The organism is Streptomyces sp. NPDC047014 (assembly GCF_040644195.1).
Classification (GTDB): Bacteria; Actinomycetota; Actinomycetes; order Streptomycetales; family Streptomycetaceae; genus Streptomyces.
In genome coordinates this window covers 41,411-58,196 of the sequence record NZ_JBEYVX010000039.1, presented here as the reverse complement: position 1 = coordinate 58,196, position 16,786 = coordinate 41,411, and the positions used below count along the sequence as shown (strand labels likewise).

Below are 16,786 nucleotides of genomic sequence, written 5' to 3'. Positions count from 1 at the left end.
GGCCTCACGCGGTCTGTCAGTCCTCGCCGAGGTACGCCTTGCGGACGTCCTCGTTGTGGAGGAGGTCCTGGCCGGTGCCGGAGAGGACGATCTTGCCGATCTCCATGACGTGGGCCTGGTCGGCGAGGGAGAGCGCCGCCTGGGCGTTCTGCTCGACGAGCAGGATGGTCATGCCCGATGCCTTGAGCTCGGAGATGGTCGACATGATCTTCTGCATCATCAGCGGGGAGAGGCCCATGGAGGGCTCGTCCAGCATGAGGAGCTTGGGCTGGCACATGAGCGCGCGGCCCATGGCGAGCATCTGCTGCTCGCCGCCGGAGAGGGTGCCTGCGGCCTGCCGGCGGCGTTCGCCCAGGATGGGGAACATCTCGTAGGCGCGCTGGATGTCCTTCTCGATGCCGTCCTTGTCGGTGCGGAGGAAGGCGCCGAGCTGGAGGTTCTCCTCGATCGTCAGCCTGGGGAAGATGTGGCGTCCCTCGGGGGAGTGCGCCAGTTTCAGGGAGACGATCTTGTGGGCGGGGACGCCGATGAGGGGCTGGCCGTCGAAGGTGATGCTGCCCGCGGTGGGCTTGAGGAGCCCGGAGAGGGTGCGCAGGGTGGTGGTCTTGCCGGCGCCGTTGGTGCCGACGAGGCAGACGATTTCGCCCTGGTTGACTTCGAAGGAGATTCCCTTGACGGCTTCGATCTTGCCGTAGGCGACCTTGAGGTCTTCGACCTTGAGCAGTGCGGTCACTTGGCTTCTCCTTCCGTGCTGGTGGTGCTGGTGGTGCTGTCCGCGTCGGTCCCGGTGGCCGGGGCCGGTTCGGGGGCCGTCTCGGCTTCGGTGGCCGCGGCTGCTTCGGCCTGTTCGACCTCGGCGATCTCGGCGGCGCCGGGCTCGCCCTCGAAGGGGGTGCCGAGGTAGGCGGCGATGACGCGTTCGTCGCCCTGGACCTCGGAGGCGGTGCCTTCGATGAGCTTTTCGCCCTGGACGAGGCAGGCGACGCGGTCGCAGAGGTTGAAGATGAAGCGCATGTCGTGCTCGATGACGAGTACGGCGATGCCCTTGTCCCGGATCGCGAAGATGAGTTCTTCGGCGGCGCGGGTCTCCTGGGGGTTCATGCCGGCGGTGGGCTCGTCCAGGAGGATGAGGCCGGGGTCGCTGGCGAGGGCGCGGGCGATTTCCAGCTTGCGCTGCTCGCCGTAGGGGAGGTTCTTGGCGAGGTGTTCGGCCTTGTGCTGGAGGCCGATGAACTCGAGGAGTTCCATGGCGCGGGCTTCGCTGGCGGCCTCGGCCTTCTTGAAGCCGGGGCCGCGCAGGAGCGCGGACCAGAGGCCCTCTTTGGTGCGGGTGTGGCGTCCGACGAGGACGTTTTCCAGCACGGTCATGTTGTGGAAGAGCCGGATGTTCTGGAAGGTGCGGGCGACGCCGGCCTGGGTGACCTTGTGGGGCTTGGGCGGCAGGACGGTGCCCTTGTAGCTGACGGAGCCCTCGGTGGGGACGTACAGCCCGGTGAGGCAGTTGAAGAAGGTGGTCTTGCCGGCGCCGTTGGGGCCGATGAGGCCGACGATTTCGCCGGAGTTGACCTGGAGGTCGACGCCCTTGACGGCGGTGAGGCCGCCGAAGCGCATGGTGACGCCCTTGGCTTCGAGGACCGTGGTCTTCGTCGTGGTGGCGGTGTCGGTGGTGGTGGTTGCGGTGTTGGTCATGGCCGTTATGCCCCCGCCTTGGCGGTGGCCAGGTCCGTGGGGGCCTGGTCAGCGGTGTCGTCGTGGAACTCGAGCTGCGCCCGCTTGTTGGCGATGAGGCCCTCGGGGCGGAAGCGCATGAGCAGGATGAGGGCGATGCCGAAGGCGAGGAGCTGGTAGTCCTGGAGGAAGGCCAGCTTCGCCGGGATCAGGAAGAGCAGTGCGGCGCCGAGGATGGGGCCGCGGATGGTGCCCATGCCGCCGAGGATGACGGCGGCGAGGAGGAACGCGGAGTTCGGCGGGACGGGTCCGGCGAAGACGTAGTTCTCGGGGACGACCGTGCTGTTGACGTGTGCCTGGACGGTGCCGGCGAGGCCGGCGAGGGTGGCGCCGAGGGCGAAGGCGATGAGCTTGACCTTGAAGCCGTTGATGCCCATGGCTTCGGCGGCGGTTTCGTCTTCGCGGATGGCGACCCAGGCGCGTCCGATGCGGCTGTTGCCGGCGCGGGAGAAGACGAGGACGACCAGGGCCATGACCAGCAGCATCAGGAAGTAGTAGTTGGCGTAGGCGCCGAGTTCGATGCCGAGGACGGTGTGGGATTCGCCGAAGTTCCACCCGAGGATTTCGAGGTGGGGGATGTTCGGGATGCCGTTGGGGCCGTTGGTGATGTCGGGGCCGGAGGTGCCGTCGAGGTTGCCCATGGCGATGCGGAAGATTTCTCCGAAGCCGAGGGTGACGATGGCGAGGTAGTCGCCGCGCAGGCGCAGGGTGGGTGCGCCGATGACCACGCCGAAGATGAGGGAGACGAGTGCTCCGACGATGACGGCGGCCCAGAAGGGCAGGTGGATGCCGAAGGCGGAGGCGGTGCTGCCGGAGACGAGGGCTGCGGCGTAGGCGCCGACGCCGAGGAAGGCGACGTAGCCGAGGTCGAGGAGTCCGGCGAGGCCGACGACGATGTTGAGGCCGAGGGCGACGGTCGCGAAGATCAGGATGTTGACGGCGATGAGGGTGTAGGTGTCGCCGCTCTGCTGGATGAAGGGGAAGACGATCGCGGCGGCCGCGGTGCCGATCAGGGTGACCTGGCGGTTGTGTGCGGTGAGGACGGAGAAGCGGGCGAGGAGGCCCGACTTGTTCAGTGCGAGGGCCGCGAAGCCGACGGTGATGAGGTAGGCGACGAAGAGCTGCGGTTCTTTGTCGTCGGTGTCGATGCCGAAGGTGATGACGAAGAGGCCGAGTGCGAAGACGCCGGTGATGATGAGGATTTCGGCCCAGGAGGGCAGTTGCTTGGCCGGGGTGGCCTTGCGGGTGTCGTCGGGGAGCTTGTACGCGGCGAGGGCCGGGACGAGCGAGCCGGCGAGGGCGATGTAGGCGCCGGGTTCGAGGTTGATCACGCCGCCGAGGACGATGGTGATCGCGATGACGGTGAACCAGGTGGCGGCCGCGTTGCCGAGGGCGAGGAACCATATGGCTTTGCGGGAGCCGGCGGGGGAGAGCCAGCGGAAGCCCTTGGTGCCGAGCGCGGAGAGTGCGTAGGCGAGGGTGAGGGCGGCGCCGGCGAGGGTGACGTACTGGAGGTCGGCGGGGCTGCCGTAGAAGGTGAGGTCGCCGGGGAAGTCGGCGGTCCAGGTCCAGGCGAGGAAGGCGCTGATGACGGTGAGGAGGCTGCCGCCGATGACCGCGTAGAGGAGTGCGGTGGGGGTGGTGGCGGCCGGTTCGGCGGCTTCGGTCTGGGGGAGGTCGGTGGGTGCGGTGGCGTTGGTGGTCATGGTTCTCACGCCCGATCCGTGACGCGCTGGCCGAGCAGGCCCTGGGGCCGGACGAGGAGCACGACGATGAGGAGTACGAAGGCCCAGACGTTGGCCCAGGCGCCGCCGCCGAGCTGCTGCATGCCGGGGATTTCTTCGATGTAGGCGATGGAGAGGGCTTCGGCGAGGCCGAGGACGACGCCGCCGACCATGGCTCCGTAGATGTTGCCGATGCCGCCGAGGACGGCTGCGGTGAATGCCTTGAGGCCGAGGATGAAGCCCATTTCGAAGTTGATCTGGCCCTTGTCGAGGCCGTAGGCGACGGCGGCGACGGCGGCGAACGCGGCACCGATGGCGAAGGCCATGACGATGATGCGGTCGGTGTTGATGCCCATCAGCTTGGCGGTGTCGGGGTCCTGCGCGGTGGCCTGCATGGCGCGGCCGCTGCGGCTCTTCTGGACGAAGACGCCGAGGGCGAGCATGCAGAGGGGGGCGAGGATGAGGACGAAGAGGTCCGCACGCTGGATCGCGAGGCTGTCGGTGATCTGGAAGGACGCGCCCTTGAATTCGGGGAAGCTGACGGCCTTCTTGGCGTCCGGGTAGAACTGCCAGACGAGCTGCTGGAGCGCGATCGAGAGGCCGATTGCGGTGATGAGGGGTGCGAGCCTGGGGGCGCTGCGCAGGGGGCGGTAGGCGAAGCGTTCGGCTGCGCAGGCTACGGCGACGGAGGTGATGGCACCTCCGACGATCATGACTGGGATCGCGATCAGCAGGGTGGTGCCGGTCGGGAGGATGGCGTAGGCGGTGAGCGCGCCGAAGCCGCCGATCATGAAGATCTCGCCGTGGGCGAAGTTGATGAGCTGGACGATGCCGTAGACCATGGTGTACCCGATGGCGATGAGGCCATAGAGAGCACCGAGGGCCAGGCCGTTGGCCAGCTGTTGCGGCAGTTCGTGCACCGCAGGGCCTCCGATGAGCGTGTCGGATAAGACTCCGCGCGAGGGCACTGTTTGCGCCCTCGCGCGGCGGGTTGGTTCAGGTGTTGCGGGTGTTACGGGTGGTGCTGGGGGTCAACCGCTTACTGGTTGAAGGTGTCGCTCTTGACGTCGACCCACTTGCCGCCCTCGACCTTGTAGACGGTGAGCTGCTTGTTGGTGGTGTCGCCGTTCTCGTCGAAGGCGACCTTGCCGGTGACGCCTTCGAAGCTGACCTTGCCGAGGGCCTCGACGACCTTGGCGCGGGCGTCGTCGGGGAGCTTGCCGCTGTTGGCGGCGACGACGGTCTTGACGGCCTGGACGAGGGCCCAGCCGGCGTCGTAGGAGTAGCCACCGTAGGCGGCGTACGGGTCCTTGTAGCCCTCGGTCTTGTAGTCCTCGATGAACTTCTTGGCGGTGTCGAGCTTCTCGACGGGGTAGCCGATGGAGGTGGAGAGGTCACCCTCGTTGGCTTCGCCGGAGGCGCTGATGAAGGCCGGGTCCTGGATGCCGTCGCCGCCCATGAGGGGGACGTTGGCGCCGGTCTTCTTGATCTGGTCGGCGAGGAGGCCGCCCTCGGGGTACTGGCCGCCGAAGTAGACGGAGTCGGCGCCGGAGGACTTGACCTTGTCGGCCGTGGCGGAGAAGTCGGTCTCCTTGACGGTGACGTGGTCGGTGCCGACGATCTCGCCGCCGAGCTTCTTGAACTCCTCGGAGAAGATGGCGGCGAGGCCGGCGCCGTAGGTCTGCTTGTCGTCGACGACGAAGACCTTCTTCTTGCCGGCGTCCTTGAAGAGGTACTGGGCGGCGAACTTGCCCTGGACGACGTCGGTGGCGGCGGTGCGGAAGTAGGTCTTGAAGGGGCGCTTGAACTCGCCCTTGCCCCAGTTGTCGCCCTGGCTGAGGGCCGGGTTGGTGTTGGCGGGGGAGACCTGGGCGAGGTTGGCGGAGGCGAAGACGCCCTGCATCTGCTGGGCGACGCCCGAGTTCAGGGGGCCGACGACGCCGACGACGTCCTTGTTGCCGACGAGCTTGGTGGCGTTGGCCTGGCCGGAGGCCGGGACGGCCTGGTCGTCGAGGGCTTCGACCTTGAACTCGATGCCGGGGACCTCGTTGTTCTTGTTGGCCGTCTTGGCCGCGAGGTCCACGGAGTTCTTGATGCCCTGTCCGAGAGCGGAGAGGGAGCCGGTGAGCGGGGCGTCGACGCCGATGACGACGACGGTCTTCTTGCCGCCGCTGTTGTCCTTGGAGCCTCCGTCGCGCGATCCGCAAGCGGTGAGGGTCAGTGCTCCCGTGGTGATCACGGTGGTGAGGATGAGCAAAGAACGGTGTCGCACGATTCTTCCTTTCCCTGGCGCGGCGCGCTCTGTCGAGGTGCCGTTGGGTCGCCGGGCCGCACTGGAGAGGTCCACGGCCGTGCTGATTCGCGCCCTGCGGCGCGGTGACTGGCCGTGACTCTAGGGCCGAGGTGGCGAGCACGGGGAGCAGGGAAAGGAGGATGTGACGCTCTTGTTATGCCAAGGCCAAGAATGTGTGGTGGGAGTGTGGACAAAACGGGCGCTTTTCCATCGGGGAGAGTGTCCGCATCGTGAGAAATACCTGTTCCACTAAGGGGCTTGGGGGCTTCATGCTCCTGTCTTAGATCAAATTGAGCCGAATGTGGCTGCGCGTGTCCGAAAGAATCCTCCGGGTGGCCTTTCTCGGGGGAAAAGGCGGATTCGGACCGGCATGGGAATTACGCAGAGTGATTGTCAAGGGCTGCCGTCCGGAATGGTGTCGATCTTGTTTCGGCAGGGTGACGGCCTCCCACCTGCGGTTCGCTCCCGGGCGGGGGACTGCCCGGAAGCCGGACACGCCGCTCGGGAATGCGGTGACCCGCGTCACGTCGGCGGACGCCAGTTCTCCGAACTGGTGGTCGCGCCGTCCTCTTCGGCGCAGCGCCGGGCCACCAGGCGGTCGATGAGCTCAAGTGCCTTGTCGTGTCCGGCAGTTCGTTCCTCGGCCCGAGCTGCGGCGACGGCCTCCTCGTGGAGGGCGTACTGGGCGTTGGACAGGCCCTTCTGCTCCCAGTCCAGACCGGACCACGTGGTGCCCAGAAGGGTCTCCTTCGCCCAGTAGGACACCAGGCTCGTGCAGACCTGTACGGGGGTGGAGGGGGCGGCGGAGGGCGGGCTTCCGGAGTCCGCCGCGGGCGGTGGCGCAGAGGTGGAGCAGCCGGTCAGGACGAGCGCCGCGAGGAGGAGGCGGGCGGCGTACCGGGCCGTGCGTGGCGGGGTCCCCATGAGGGGGGACGGTAGGCGGTGACCATCGGTGACACAACAGGCGGCGCGGCCCCGCGCCCGGACTGGCGGATTCCGGGCGGTTGGGGGCGGGTGCGGGCGCGGGAACAGGCCCGGGGCGGGCACGGGGCGCGCGCGGGAACAGGCCCGGGACGGGCGCGGGGCGGCGCGGGAACAGGCCCGATACGCGCGCGGGCCCGGATCCGGCGCCGTGGGAGGCGGGATCCGGGCCCGGCGAGGCTGCGGGGGCGCGGGCCGGGGGGCACGCGGCCTACGGCGGCCACGCCGCCGGGATCAGGCCCCCGGGGCGCCCGCGGGGGCCTGGGCTGCCTCGCGCAGCAGGCAGGTCAGCCGGGCGGTGCACACCCGGCGGTCCTGCTCGTCGCTGATGACGATCTCGTACGTGGTGGTGGAGCGGCCCCGGTGGACGGGGGTGGCCACGCCGGTGACCAGGCCGGAGCGGACGCCGCGGTGGTGGGTGCAGTTCAGGTCCACGCCCACGGCGATCTTGCCGATGCCGCCGTGCATCATCGCGCCGACGGAGCCGAGGGTTTCGGCCAGGACGGCGGAGGCCCCGCCGTGCAGGAGTCCGTAGGGCTGGGTGTTGCCCTCGACCGGCATGGTGGCGACGACGCGCTCGGCGGACGCCTCCAGTATGCGGATGTCCATGCGGCGCCCGAGGTCGCCCGCCGAGAACAGCGCGGGCAGGTCGATGCCCAGGGCGGCGTACTCGTCGAGTACGTCCTGCGGGAACTTCACAGTGTGCTCCTGACCCATGGGCCGGCTCCGTTCGTCAACGCTCGTTAACCCAGCTCTTGCTGGGGCCGTTCTATCAGGCCGGTTCGAAGCGCACGACGACGGACTTGCTCGCGGGGGTGTTGCTGGTGTCGGCGGTGGAGTCGAGCGGGACCAGGACGTTCGTCTCCGGGTAGTAGGCGGCCGCGCAGCCGCGGGCCGTCGGGTAGTGCACGACGCGGAAGCCGGGAGCGCGCCGCTCGACGCCGTCCTTCCACTCGCTGACCAGGTCGGTGTACGAGCCGTCGGCGAGGCCCAGCTCGGCCGCGTCGGCGGGGTGGACCATGACCACGCGGCGGCCTCCGGTGATGCCGCGGTAGCGGTCGTCGAGGCCGTAGATGGTGGTGTTGTACTGGTCGTGGCTGCGCAGGGTCTGCAGGAGCAGGCGGCCCGGCGGGACCCGCGGGTACTCCACGGGAGCGGCGGTGAAGTTGGCCTTGCCGGTCCTGGTGGGGAAGCGGCGTTCGTCGCGCGGGGCGTGCGGGAGGCGGAAGCCCTCGGGGCGGGCGGCGCGGGCGTTGAAGTCCTCGAAGCCGGGCACGACGCGGGAGATCCGGTCGCGGACGGCGGCGTAGTCGGCCTCGAACTCCTCCCACGGGGTGGCGGAGGCGGGGCCGAGGACGGCGCGGGCCAGGCGGGCCACGATGGCCGGTTCGGAGAGCAGGTGGGGGCCGGCCGGGGGGAGGTTGCCGCGGGAGGCGTGGACCATGCCCATGGAGTCCTCGACGGTGACGAACTGCTTGCCGGACGCCTGGACGTCCTTGTCGGTACGGCCGAGGGTGGGCAGGATCAGGGCGCGCCGGCCGGTGACCGCGTGGGAGCGGTTGAGTTTGGTGGAGACGTGCACGGTGAGCCGGGTGCGGCGGATCGCGGCCTCGGTGACCTCGGTGTCGGGGGTGGCGCCGACGAAGTTGCCGCCCATGGCGAAGAGGACCTTGGCGGTGCCGTCGCGCATGGCCTGGATGGAGCGGACCACGTCGTAGCCGTGGCCGCGGGGCGAGGTGATGCCGAATTCCTTGTCGAGGGCGTCGAGGAAGGCGGGTGCGGGCCGTTCGAAGATCCCCATGGTGCGGTCGCCCTGCACGTTGGAGTGGCCGCGGACGGGGCAGACGCCGGCGCCGGGGCGGCCGATGTTCCCGCGGAGCAGGAGCAGGTTGACGACCTCGCGGATGGTGGCGACGGCGTGCTTGTGCTGGGTGAGGCCCATGGCCCAGCAGACGATGGTGCGCCGGGAGGCCAGGATCATGGCGAGGGCGCGTTCGATCTCGGGGCGGGTCAGGCCGGTGGCCGTCAGGGTCTCGTCCCAGTCGGCTTCCTTCGCGGCGGCGGCCAGGTCCTCGTAGCCGTGGGTGTGCTCGCGGATGAAGGTCTCGTCGGTGGCGCCGTCGGTCTCGATGACGAGCTTGTTGAGCAGGCGGAAGAGGGCCTGGTCGCCGCCGATGCGGATCTGGAGGAAGAGGTCGGTGAGGGCGGTGCCCTTGAGCATGCCGAGCGGGTTCTGCGGGTTCTTGAACCGCTCGGTGCCGGCCTCGGGCAGCGGGTTGACGGAGATGATGCGCGCGCCCGCCTGCTTGGCCTTCTCCAGGGCGGAGAGCATGCGCGGGTGGTTCGTGCCCGGGTTCTGTCCGGCGACGATGATCAGGTCGGCCTGGTGGAGGTCTTCGAGGGAGACGCTGCCCTTGCCGATGCCGATGGTCTCCGTGAGGGCCGAGCCCGAGGACTCGTGGCACATGTTGGAGCAGTCCGGCAGGTTGTTGGTGCCGTACTCGCGGGCGAAGAGCTGGAAGAGGAACGCGGCCTCGTTGCTGGTGCGGCCCGAGGTGTAGAAGAGGGCCTCGTCGGGGGAGCCGAGGGCGGTCAGCTCCTCGGCGATGATCGCGAAGGCGCGTTCCCAGGAGACGGCCTCGTAGCGGTCGCCGCCCTCGGGCAGGTAGACGGGCTCGGTGATGCGGCCCTGCTGGCCCAGCCAGTAGCCGGAGCGGCCGGCGAGGTCGGCCAGGGGGTGCTCGGCGAAGAACGCGGGGGTGACCCGGCGGAGGGTGGCCTCCTCGGCGACGGCCTTGGCGCCGTTCTCGCAGAACTCGGCGGTGTGCCGCTTGTCGCCCTCGGGCCAGGCGCAGCCGGGGCAGTCGAAGCCGTCCTTCTGGTTGACCTTGAGGAGGGTGCGGGCGGTGCGGGCCAGGCCCATCTGCTGCTGGGCGATCCGCAGGGTGTGGCCGATCGCCGGGAGGCCGGCTGCCGCGTGCTTGGGCGGCGTGACCTGCGGTGCGTCCTGTACGGGATCACCTGTGGGCGGCTTGGTCGCCATCGCGCTCCCCTTCGAGCGTACGTACGTATGCAGCACGTGTGGCCGCGTCCTTCGATCCTTGCACGGACCACGGGAACAGGGGAGGGCGGCTCGGTGCTCACCGCGTCGGCACGCGTGCGCCGGGGGCGTCCGGTGGGGCGGATGCGCCGGGGGAGGCGGCGGGGAGCCGGGGGCGGGGCGGCGGTAAGGCGGCGGGCCGGGAATGTCGGTGGGGGCGCCTAGGATCGGGGGCGTGGCAGATTCAGCATCGAAGAAGACGGACCAGACGACCGCAGCGGACCGCCCGCGCCTGATGCTCATGGACGGGCACTCCCTGGCGTACCGGGCGTTCTTCGCGCTGCCCGCGGAGAACTTCACCACCGCGACCGGGCAGCCGACCAACGCCATCTACGGCTTCGCGTCGATGCTGGCGAACACGCTGCGCGACGAGGCGCCCACGCATTTCGCGGTGGCCTTCGACGTGTCCCGCAAGACGTGGCGCTCGACGGAGTTCCCCGAGTACAAGGCGAACCGCTCGAAGACCCCCGACGAGTTCAAGGGGCAGGTCGAGCTGATCGGTGAACTGCTCGACGCGATGAAGGTGCCGCGCTTCGCCATCGACGGCTTCGAGGCCGACGACGTGATCGCCACGCTGGCGACGCAGGCCGAGGCCCTGGGCTTCGACGTGCTGATCGTCACCGGCGACCGGGACTCCTTCCAGCTGGTCTCCGAGCACACCACCGTGCTGTATCCCACCAAGGGCGTCTCGGAGCTGACCCGCTTCACCCCGGAGAAGGTCGTCGAGAAGTACGGCCTCACCCCCCAGCAGTACCCGGACTTCGCGGCGCTGCGCGGTGACCCGTCGGACAACCTGCCGGGCATCCCGGGCGTCGGTGAGAAGACCGCCGCGAAGTGGATCACCCAGTTCGGTTCGTTCGCGGAGCTGGTGGAGCGCGCCGAGGAGGTCAAGGGCAAGGCCGGGCAGAACTTCCGCGACCACCTGGAGGCCGTCAAGCTCAACCGCGTCCTGACCGAGATGGTCAAGGACGTGGAGCTGCCCAGCACCCCCGCCGACCTGGGCCGCGCCCCCTACGACCGCTCCGCCGTCACCGGCGTGCTGGACGTGCTGGAGATCCGCAACGCCTCCCTGCGCGAGCGGCTGCTCGCCGTGGACCCGGGCGCCGCCTCCGAGGAGCCGGCCGCGCCGGTGGCCTCCGCCGTGGAGCTCGACGCGTCCGTGCTGGGCGCGGGCGAGCTCGCGCCGTGGCTGGAGGCCCACGCGGGCGGCCCGCTCGGCCTCGCCACCGTCGACAGCTGGGCCCTCGGCCAGGGCAACGTCAGCGAGATCGCGCTGGCCGCCGCGGGCGGGGCCGCCGCCTGGTTCACCCCCACCGAGCTGGACGAGGCCGACGAGCGGGCCTTCGCCGCCTGGGCGGCCGATGCGGCCCGGCCCAAGGTCGCGCACAACGCCAAGGGTTTGATGCGGGTCTTCCCCGAGCACGGCTGGACCCTCGACGGCATCACCATGGACACCGCCCTCGCGGCCTACCTGGTCAAGCCGGGCCGCCGGTCCTTCGCCCTGGACGCCCTGTCCATGGAGTACCTGCACCGCGAGCTGGCCCCGGCCGCCGCCGACGGGCAGCTGGCCTTCGGCGCCGACGAGACCGCCGAGGCGGAGGCCCTGATGGCGCAGGCCCGCGCCGTCCTCGACCTCGGCGACGCCTTCACCGGCAAGCTCGCCGAGGTGGGCGCCGCGGAACTGCTGCACGACATGGAGCTGCCCACCTCCGCGCTGCTGGCCCGGATGGAGCGCTCCGGCATCGCCGCGGACCGCGAGCACCTGGAGTCCATGGAGCAGCAGTTCGCCGGGGCCGTGCAGCAGGCGGTCAAGGAGGCGCACGCGGCGGTCGGCCACGAGTTCAACCTGGGCTCGCCCAAGCAGCTCCAGGAGGTCTTCTTCGGCGAGCTGGACCTGCCGAAGACGAAGAAGACCAAGACCGGCTACACCACGGACGCGGACGCGCTGGCCTGGCTGGCCACGCAGACCGACCACGAACTCCCGGTGATCATGCTGCGGCACCGGGAGCAGGCCAAGCTGCGCGTCACCGTCGAGGGCCTGGTGAAGACCATCGCCGCCGACGGCCGGGTGCACACCAGCTTCAGCCAGACCGTGGCCGCCACCGGCCGGCTGTCCTCCACCGACCCCAACCTGCAGAACGTGCCGGTGCGCACCGACGAGGGCCGCGCGATCCGACGCGGGTTCGTCGTCGGTGAGGGCTTCGAATCGCTCATGACGGCCGACTACAGCCAGATCGAGCTGCGCGTCATGGCCCACCTCTCCGAGGACGAGGGCCTGATCGAGGCGTTCGCCACCGGCGAGGACCTGCACACCACCGTCGCCTCGCAGGTCTTCGGCGTCGAGCGGGACCAGGTCGACCCCGAGATGCGCCGCAAGATCAAGGCCATGTCCTACGGTCTGGCGTACGGGCTCTCCGCCTTCGGTCTGGCCCAGCAGCTGAACATCGAGCCCGCCGAGGCCCGCGGCCTGATGGAGACCTTCTTCGAGCGCTTCGGCGGGGTCCGCGACTACCTCCAGCGCGTCGTGGACGAGGCCCGCGCCACCGGGTACACGGCGACGGTCTTCGGCCGCCGCCGCTACCTGCCCGACCTCAACAGCGACAACCGCCAGCGCCGCGAGGCCGCCGAGCGGATGGCCCTCAACGCCCCGATCCAGGGCACCGCGGCCGACATCGTCAAGGTCGCGATGCTGCGGGTGGACCGGGCGATCACCGAGGCGGGGCTCGGCTCGCGGATGCTGCTCCAGGTCCACGACGAAATCGTGCTGGAGATCGCCCCCGGCGAGCGCGAGCGGGTGGAGGAGCTGGTGCGGCGCGAGATGGGCGCCGCCGTCGAGCTGCGCGCGCCGCTCGACGTGTCCGTCGGCGTCGGCCCGGACTGGGAGTCCGCCGCGCACTGACCGGTCACCGGCCTGTTGCAGGCCGCGCCCGGCGCCCGTCCCCGCTCAGGCGGTGGGGACGGGCGTCCGCGTCTCCTCGTCCGCCGGGGGCCGCGCCCCGTCGCGGCGCTGCCGCAGCCGCACGAGGACCCCGTACAGCAGCAGACCGACGGCCAGGCCGCCGCCCGCCCCGAAGCAGACGGTCGGGATGATGTCCAGCGGTGTGCGGATCCGGTCGAAGAAGGTGAAGAAGCGGATCACGCGCACGGTGATCCCGGTGGCCACGCAGAGCGCGATCAGCGCGAGCGCGGCCCAGACCTCCGCGCGGCGCAGCACCGGCACGCCTGCCGGCACCTCGGCGCCGGACGGGATGCGGCGCAGCCCCGTCGCGGTGAACCAGAGCAGGACGCAGGCGGCGACCGCCGACGAGCCGTACTGGAGGAAGGTGTACGGCGGCAGGCCGAAGGCGACCGGCTCGCCCAGCCACGGCATCGCGTCGGTGCCCCAGCGGTCCCCGTGCGTGAAGCTGTCCCACAGCACGTGCGTGAGGGAGCCGATGACCGCCGAGAGGTAGAACCAGGCGGCGAGCGCGGGGAGCCGGCGCCCGGCCCGCCACTGCTCGCCGCGTACGAAGACGGCCACCCGGCCCCGCCACCGGTGGGGCATGAGCGCGAGCAGCGGTTCGCGCAGCAGCAGCCAGCAGCCGACGAGCACGGCGGTGAGCAGCGCGTCCAGGGTGAGCACCCCGGGCAGGGAGTGCGTGAACGTGCCGTACGCCATGACCCCTTCGACCACGGCGTCCGTGAAGTAGAAGGTGTCGGGGGCGAAGGACCCCAGGACGAGCGCCGAGGCCACGAGGGACCCCCGCGCCCGCCCCGTCCGGCGGACCGCCGGCAGTACGGCGGCCGCATGGCTGAGAGTGAAGGGCATCGCACCTCTCCTGGACTTCTCCTTTACTTCGGGCCAATGCGCCCGAAGGGTCCCGACAGTATGCGTGAGCTGTACATGGACGTGGGGATGTGGTGAATTCCCGCGCACCGTCCGTGCCGTTGCAGGGCAGTTGACGTAGGGTCGCGCGGACATTCCGGGGGAGTCGAGCGGGAGGGGTCCGGTCCATGCCGTCCATATCAGGCCGCCGACGCAGGCGGTACAGGGGCGCGAGCGCCGCCCTGGTCTGCGCGCTGACCGTCGCCGCGCTCACCGGCTCCCGGGGGCCCGCGCCGGAGCGGGCGGATGCGGTGCCCGCGGGTGCGGGTGCGGCTGCGGGTGGGGTGGCGGAGCCGAGCGGCGGTGACTCCGCCTACTTCGCCGAACTCCCGCCCCCGGTGGGCCCGGTGGCCCCGGAGGCGCCGTCCGGACCGGTGGACTCCGCGGCGCCGGAGGTCCCGCCGGGGGAGCGGCCTGCGGCGGAGCCGGCGACCCCGGTGGCGGTGGGCGTGGCCGCGCAGGGGATCCCGGCGAGCGTGCTCGCGGCGTACCGGCGGGCCGAGGAGGCGGTGGGGCGCAGCGATCCCGGGTGCGGGCTGCGCTGGCAACTCCTCGCGGCCATCGGCAAGGTGGAGTCCGGGCAGGCGCGCGGGGGACAGGTCGACGCGTCCGGGACCACCCTGCGGCCGATCCTGGGCCCGGTGCTCGACGGCAACGGCTTCGCGAACATCGCGGACACGGACGGCGGTGCCTACGACGGCGACGCGCGCTACGACCGGGCGGTCGGGCCGATGCAGTTCATCCCGTCCACGTGGGCGGCGTGGGGCCAGGACGCGGACGGCGACGGCCGCCGCAACCCGAACAACATCCACGACGCGGCCCTGGCGGCGGCCCGCTACCTGTGCGCGGGCCCGCGCGACCTCCGCGTCGAGGCGGACCTGGACCGCGCGGTGCTGTCCTACAACCACTCGACGGAGTACTTGCGCACGGTCCGCTCCTGGTTCACGTACTACCTCCAAGGCACCCACGAACTCCCGGACAGCGGTGCCACCACCCCAACGCCCCAGCCGAAGCCGAACCCGGGCCCGACGACCCCGACCCCGGGCCCGACGCCCCCGACGCCCACGCCGGACCCGACGACGCCGACCCCGAAGCCGACCCCCACCCCGGACCCGAAGCCGACGCCGACTCCCACGCCTACGCCGACTCCGACCCCGACGCCTACGCCGGAGCCGACTCCCACACCGACTCCGACCCCCACCCCGACTCCCAAGCCGGAGCCGACCCCGACGCCCACGCCCACGCCGACACCCACCCCCACACCCACTCCGGAACCGAAGCCCACCGCCACTCCGAAGCCGGAGCCGACGCCCACCGCCACCGCCAAGCCGACTCCGAAGCCCACCCCGAGCGCGACCCCGTCGCCGAAGCCGGCCAAGACCCCCTCCGGCACTCCCACCCCGACGCCGTAGCGCCCCGGCACCACCCGCGCCCGCCGCGCCACCAGCGGCGGGCGCCAGCCCGGCCCGCCGGAGACCAGCTCACCGGGGCCCCGCCGCTCCGCGCGGCGGGCGCGTAGTCGGGCCGGGCCTGTTGCGCCCGCGGGGGCCAGCCCGTCCCGCCTGAGGGCGGGTCGCGCCCCGCGCGAGGCGCCACGCCCGGCCCCCGTCGGGGACCGACCCGTCGGTCCGGCCGCCCCCGAGGGGCCAGCTCGCCCCACCGGAGACCGGCCCGCCCGGGCCCGTCGCCACGCGGCCGCGTAGTGCGGCCGGGCCCCTTGCGCCCGCGAGGGCCGGTCCGTCCCGCTCGGGGCAGGTCGCGCCCCGCCAGGGATTAGCCCGCCGGGCCGGTCGTGTCCCGCGTGGTGGGCGTCGGGCCGGCGGCCTAGGCCGGGCGGGGTCAGTCGGGCCGGCCCCCGCCCCCCTCCGCAGGCGGCGCCCGCTCGGTGGTTCTCATCTGGCCGGGGCGTTGCTACCGTGCGCTCCCCTGACGCCTCATCAGATTCCGGAGCCCCGGCATGCGCGCACTCGTCGCCGCCGGCATCGGCCTCGTGGCCGCGCTGGTTCTCGTGTTCGGCCTCACCGCCTTCGGGGTGCCCGAGGGGCGGACCTCGCCCCGGCCGCTGCTCACCACCGCGCCCCCCGCGCCCGGACAGTAGAGGAGGGCCCGGCCGTGCGACGCCGAGCGAGTCTTGTCCTGCTGGCCCTGGCCGTGTTCTGCGCGGCCCTCGCACCCCTGCTGCGCTGGTACGCGTACCCCCGCCTCGCCAAGATCCCCCCGAACCAGTACCAGGAGGTCGTCCTGGAGGCCAAGGACGCGACCCTCCTCGACTACACCGGCGGCATGCAGCCCAAGAAGGTGGACAAGGTCACGATCGTCCAGACCCTCAAGGGCAACGTCGAGGCGTCGCGGGAGATCGAGGCGAGCGCCGGCAAGGACGTGGTGGTGTGGGACACGCTGTCCTACATCATCGGCCCCGACGGCGCGATGGTCTCCCAGATCCCCGAGCGCTACATCTTCGACGCCCACACCCAGGCCCCCGTGCACGCCACCGGCGAGATGGTCGACGGGGACCCGGTCCGGCGCGAGGGCATCGAGTTCAAATGGCCCTTCTTCACCGAGCCGCGCGACTACCTCTACTTCGACGCCCAGACCCGCACCACCTCGCCCATCCACTACGCCGGCCCGCGCCGCTACCAGGGCCTGGACGTCTACTACTTCGAGCAGCAGATCCCCTGGACCAAGGTCCGCATGCCCAAGAAGATGCCGATCGAGGGCATCGACCCGGCCACCATCGAAGCCGCCACCGGCACCACCCTCTGGTACAAGGCCACGGCCCGCTTCTGGGTGGACCCGGTGACCGGCGCCCCCGTCAACGCCGAGCAGGACATCGAGCAGGAGATGCGCGGCGGCATCGCCGCCGGCGGACCCGACGGCCGGCTCACCGCCTTCGCCGGTCAGGTGCGGATGCGCGAGGACTACGCCGCGCACACGGTTGCCCTGGTCAAGTCCAACCGTACGAAGGTCCTCGCGCTCCACACCTACGCCCCCGCCGCGCTCGCCGCGGGCGGGCTGCTGCTGCTCGGGGCGGCGCTGTGGGTCGAGGCACGTGCGCGGCGCCGGGGGCCGGGCCCCGGGGAGGCGTAGCGGGGGCG

Annotated in this window: 13 protein-coding genes; 4 read left to right on the top strand and 9 right to left on the bottom strand. The window is 71.2% G+C overall.

The features are described from left to right. Positions 1–16 precede the first annotated feature (16 nt). From ABZ873_RS21165 to ABZ873_RS21130, 8 genes are all read right to left on the bottom strand, one after another. On the bottom strand, positions 17–733 hold the full coding sequence (locus ABZ873_RS21165) for an ABC transporter ATP-binding protein (protein WP_360874164.1): 717 nt from the start codon (positions 731–733) through the stop codon (positions 17–19). Next, positions 730–1,689, bottom strand: coding sequence for an ABC transporter ATP-binding protein (locus ABZ873_RS21160; RefSeq protein WP_360874161.1), 960 nt, complete (start codon positions 1,687–1,689; stop codon positions 730–732). Before ABZ873_RS21160 ends, ABZ873_RS21165 begins: the two co-directional genes overlap by 4 nt. A 5-nt stretch (positions 1,690–1,694) precedes the next feature. Further along, complete coding sequence (locus ABZ873_RS21155) at positions 1,695–3,434, bottom strand: branched-chain amino acid ABC transporter permease (protein WP_360874175.1); 1,740 nt, start codon at positions 3,432–3,434, stop codon at positions 1,695–1,697. Positions 3,435–3,439: 5 nt separating this feature from the next. Beyond that, on the bottom strand, positions 3,440–4,372 hold the full coding sequence (locus ABZ873_RS21150) for a branched-chain amino acid ABC transporter permease (RefSeq protein WP_360874158.1): 933 nt from the start codon (positions 4,370–4,372) through the stop codon (positions 3,440–3,442). A 119-nt stretch (positions 4,373–4,491) separates the two neighbouring features. Beyond that, entirely contained in the window at positions 4,492–5,724 is a 1,233-nt protein-coding gene (locus ABZ873_RS21145) for a branched-chain amino acid ABC transporter substrate-binding protein (RefSeq protein WP_360874156.1), read from the bottom strand. Between the two features lie 543 nt (positions 5,725–6,267). Further along, the gene (locus ABZ873_RS21140) at positions 6,268–6,669 is read right to left on the bottom strand and encodes a hypothetical protein (protein WP_360874153.1); all 402 of its coding nucleotides are present in this window, start codon (positions 6,667–6,669) and stop codon (positions 6,268–6,270) included. Between the two features lie 291 nt (positions 6,670–6,960). After that, on the bottom strand, positions 6,961–7,443 hold the full coding sequence (locus ABZ873_RS21135; protein WP_360874151.1) for a hotdog fold thioesterase: 483 nt from the start codon (positions 7,441–7,443) through the stop codon (positions 6,961–6,963). Between the two features lie 55 nt (positions 7,444–7,498). Then, on the bottom strand, positions 7,499–9,769 hold the full coding sequence (locus ABZ873_RS21130) for an FdhF/YdeP family oxidoreductase (protein WP_360874148.1): 2,271 nt from the start codon (positions 9,767–9,769) through the stop codon (positions 7,499–7,501). Between the two features lie 232 nt (positions 9,770–10,001). Here ABZ873_RS21130 and polA point away from each other — a divergent pair, with 232 nt between their 5' ends. Then, positions 10,002–12,725 (top strand): DNA polymerase I, encoded by a 2,724-nt coding sequence (gene polA, locus ABZ873_RS21125; RefSeq protein WP_360874145.1) that lies wholly within the window; start codon positions 10,002–10,004, stop codon positions 12,723–12,725. Positions 12,726–12,770: 45 nt separating this feature from the next. Here the strand turns inward: polA and ABZ873_RS21120 are convergent, their stop codons facing one another. Further along, a complete protein-coding gene (locus ABZ873_RS21120) occupies positions 12,771–13,634 on the bottom strand; it encodes a DUF4184 family protein (RefSeq protein WP_360874142.1) in 864 nt (287 codons plus the stop codon). Between the two features lie 185 nt (positions 13,635–13,819). Here ABZ873_RS21120 and ABZ873_RS21115 point away from each other — a divergent pair, with 185 nt between their 5' ends. The 3 genes from ABZ873_RS21115 (at position 13,820) to ABZ873_RS21105 (ending at position 16,778) form a co-directional block, all read left to right on the top strand. After that, positions 13,820–15,103: a lytic murein transglycosylase gene (locus ABZ873_RS21115; protein WP_360874139.1), complete on the top strand. Its 1,284-nt coding sequence runs from the start codon at positions 13,820–13,822 to the stop codon at positions 15,101–15,103. Between the two features lie 545 nt (positions 15,104–15,648). Then, positions 15,649–15,789, top strand: coding sequence for an SPW_0924 family protein (locus ABZ873_RS21110; RefSeq protein WP_360874136.1), 141 nt, complete (start codon positions 15,649–15,651; stop codon positions 15,787–15,789). Positions 15,790–15,803: 14 nt separating this feature from the next. Continuing rightward, entirely contained in the window at positions 15,804–16,778 is a 975-nt protein-coding gene (locus ABZ873_RS21105; protein WP_360874133.1) for a DUF3068 domain-containing protein, read from the top strand. Positions 16,779–16,786 lie beyond the last annotated feature (8 nt).